Below are 3122 nucleotides of genomic sequence, written 5' to 3'. Positions count from 1 at the left end.
TCCAGCGCGCCGTGGCCGGTCTCGCGCGGGGGTACGTCGCCGACGAACTCCGCCAGCGCGTCGGCGATGCCGCGGGCGGTGGAGAGGTCGTGGTCGGTGCGGGCCGAGGCGACCGCCTTGGTGGCGTGGGCGGGGGAGTCCGGGGTGAGCACCCCGTCGCAGATCCCGTCGAGGACCCGCGGGATGCCGGCCCGCACCCGGCGTGGGCGGAGCAGGCTGCCGTGCTCGTGCGGGGCGGCGGGCACCGCCGAGGCCGCGGTGCCGGCCCAGCGGCCGGTCATCGCGGCGTACAGGAGCCCGGCGAGGTCGTGGACGTCGGCGTCGAGGCGGCCGGGCGGCAGTCCGTGCAGGGCCGCGTCGACGCCGAACCCGATGATGCGGACCTCGCCGTTGTGGTCGACGAGCACGTTCTCGGGGGTCAGGCGGCCGTGCGCCAGCCCGGCCGCGTGGGCGCGGGCGATCGTGTCGGCCACCTCCGAGACCAGCCAGGCAGCGTCGCGCGGCGTCATCGGGCCGGTGCTGGCCACGGTGATGTCGAGGGACTCCCCCGAGCCCCACTCGTTGACGACGTAGACGACCTCGCCGGAGTCGCGGGCGTCCAGCACCCGCAGGATGCGGCGGTCGACCAGGGCGGCGGAGCTGCGCGCGGCCTCGAGGAGGCCGGGGGCACGCTCGTCGCCGTTCGCGATGATGTGCACCGCGACCGACCGGCTCAGCACGGTGTCGTGGGCGTGCCAGAAGCGACCCTCGCCGCTCTCGCTCAACAGGTCGTCGAGGCGGTAGCGCTGCGCCAGCACATCTCCCGCGCGGATCGACCCCGGCATGGATCGTGCCCCTCCCTCGCCGTCGGACCCTGGTGGCTCATCGTAGGCGACCTCAGGTCCTGGACAGCCGCCCCCGGACAGTGTCCACCACCGAGGTGATCTCACGCAGGCGAAGCACGCGGGCGGCCAAGAGCAGCACACCGAGGTCGACGAGGCCGATGGCGGCGCCCCGGGCCAGGGCCAGCAGCCGGGAGGGTTCCTCGCCCCAGCCGGGCAGGAGCACGGCGACGGCGAGCGCGGCGCCGGTCGACGCCGTGACCGCGAGCACCATCCGCACCAGGAACCGCACGAGCGTCGGCGTGTGCAGGCCGCCGAGACGCCCGCGCAGCACGCCGTAGCTCAGCGCCGCGCCCACGACGTACGCCGCGGCGTAGGCCAGCGTGAGGGCGGGTGCGGTGTCGGCGGGGCTGGTCGCCCGCACGAGCACCACGGCGGCGAGGACGTTGACCGCGGAGACCGCGCACTGGATGAGGAAGACGGTGCGGGTCTGCTCCAGGGAGTAGAAGCCGCGCAGCATCAGGTAGTGCACGGTGAAGACGACCAGGCCGATGCCGAGCAACGACAGCGTCGGCACGAAGCTCTCCACGTCGGCGGCGCCCGCGCCGTAGCCGAAGACGACCGTGGCCAGCTCGGGCGCGACGACCGGCAGCAGCGCGGCGAACGGCAGCACGACCGCGAGCGCGGTGCGCAGGGTGGAGGCCAGGACGCCGGCCACGTCGGCGTACTCGTGGTCGCGGGCGTGGGCGGAGAGCCGCGGCAGGATCGCGGTGGCCAGCGAGACCGTGAGGATGGCGTGCGGCACCATCACCAGCAGGAACGAGCTGGAGTAGATCGTGTAGCCGGTGCCGTCGGTCGACTCGGCCGGGCCGCCGGAGGCCAGCCGTACGACGACGGTGTAGGCCACCTGGTTCACGATGACGAAGAGCACCGTCCAGGTGCCCAGGCGCAGGGTGTGTCCCAGGCCCGTGCCGCGGAAGTCGAAACGCGGCCGGTAGGTGAAGCCGGCGCGGCGCAGGTAGGGCAGCAGGATCAGCAGCTGGGCGACGATGCCGACGGTGGAGCCCAGGCCGAGCAGGAGCTCCCGGCCCCCGGTGAAGGGTCCGGACCTCTCGACGCCCTCGGCCGGGCCGAAGGCCAGCAGGTAGACCAGCAGCACGCCGACGGCGATCACGTTGTTGGCGATCGGCGCCCACATCATCGGTCCGAAGCGGCCGCGGGCGTTGAGCACCTGGCCGACCAGCACGAACATGCCGTAGAAGAAGACCTGCGGCAGGCAGTAGCGCGCGAAGTCGATGGCGGAGTCCCGCTGCTCGGCGAGCGCGGGGTCGGACCAGGAGGAGTCGAGCAGCACCGACATCACGAACGGCGCGGCGAGCACCAGCACGACGGTCACCACGCCGAGGAACAGCGCGGCCAGGGTGATGACGCGGTTGGTGTAGGCCTCCCCGCCGTCGGGGTCCTCCTTCATCGAGCGCACCAGCTGGGGGACCAGCACCGCGTTGAAGACGCCGCCCGCCAGCAGGATGTAGAGCATGTTCGGCACCGTGTTGGCGATGGTGAACACGTCGGCGTGGAGCGAGGTGCCCAGCGCCGCCACCAGCAGCGCCGACCGCACGTAGCCCGAGAGCCGCGAGACGGTCGTGCCGGCGGCCATCACCGCGCTGGCGGAGAGGATGCGGGAGTCGGTGGTGCCCGGTGGTGTGGCAGCGCGGCTCATGCGGTGCTGGACTCCTGCCTCGCCCCGGGCGCCGGCTGGTCGTGGTGACCGGTCGCCACGGTGGCCCCGGTGGCTGCGGTGGCTGCCCCACCCTCGGTGGGGTGCCCGGCCGGCCGGCCGCGCAGGCGGCGCACGAGCCGGAGGCCGATGGCACCGAAGAGGATGGCCGCCCCCAGGCCCATGATCAGCCAGATGACCTGGCTCACCTGGGCGGTCCGCACTCTGAAGGTCGAGGCGGAGCCGAGCGGCGCGCCGTCGGCGTCGGTGACCCGCAGGGTGACGGTGTGGATGCCCTGCCGGCTGGCGGTCGCGTCGAGCAGGATCCGCCGCCGCGACTGCGGGGCGAGGGTGATCGACTGCGGGCCCTCGAGCTCGATGCCTCCGTCGGTGATCGCGACGACGCGCACGACGACCGCCTCGGCGAGCTCGTTGGACACCGTGGCGCCCAGGGGGCCCTGGTCGCTGGACAGCGTGACGGCCGTCGGGCCGTCGATGGTGACCATGCCGAGCACGTCGGAGATGCCGCGCGTGGAGCGACCGGTGACGAGTCGCGCGGCGACCGGGTCGCGGCGGGAGGCGTA

The 3122-nt window shown here is 73.7% G+C and carries 3 protein-coding genes; all 3 read right to left on the bottom strand.

Annotated features, from left to right (window positions below; translation table 11 throughout):
• The coding region (locus tag QZX64_RS00845; protein WP_295656179.1) for a protein kinase family protein at nt 1–824 on the bottom strand (824 nt) is incomplete at its 3' end.
• A 52-nt stretch (nt 825–876) separates the two neighbouring features.
• Nucleotides 877–2541, bottom strand: a complete 1665-nt coding sequence (gene murJ, locus QZX64_RS00840) for a murein biosynthesis integral membrane protein MurJ (protein ID WP_295656177.1) — start codon at nt 2539–2541, stop codon at nt 877–879.
• Nucleotides 2538–3122: DUF6049 family protein (locus tag QZX64_RS00835; RefSeq protein ID WP_295656175.1), on the bottom strand; the 585-nt coding region annotated here is incomplete at its 5' end. The genes QZX64_RS00835 and murJ, both read right to left, overlap by 4 nt.

Origin of the sequence: uncultured Nocardioides sp. (genome assembly GCF_902805925.1) — a bacterium.
Classification (GTDB): Bacteria; Actinomycetota; Actinomycetes; order Propionibacteriales; family Nocardioidaceae; genus Nocardioides.
The sequence above is the reverse complement of the archived record's forward strand: the minus strand, read 5'-3'. Positions and strand labels throughout refer to the sequence as shown.

Excerpts from the sequence above, each read along its gene's own strand:
- murJ (WP_295656177.1), bottom strand. The coding sequence starts at position 2,541 with ATGAGCCGCGCTGCCACACCACCGGGCACCACCGACTCCCGCATCCTC.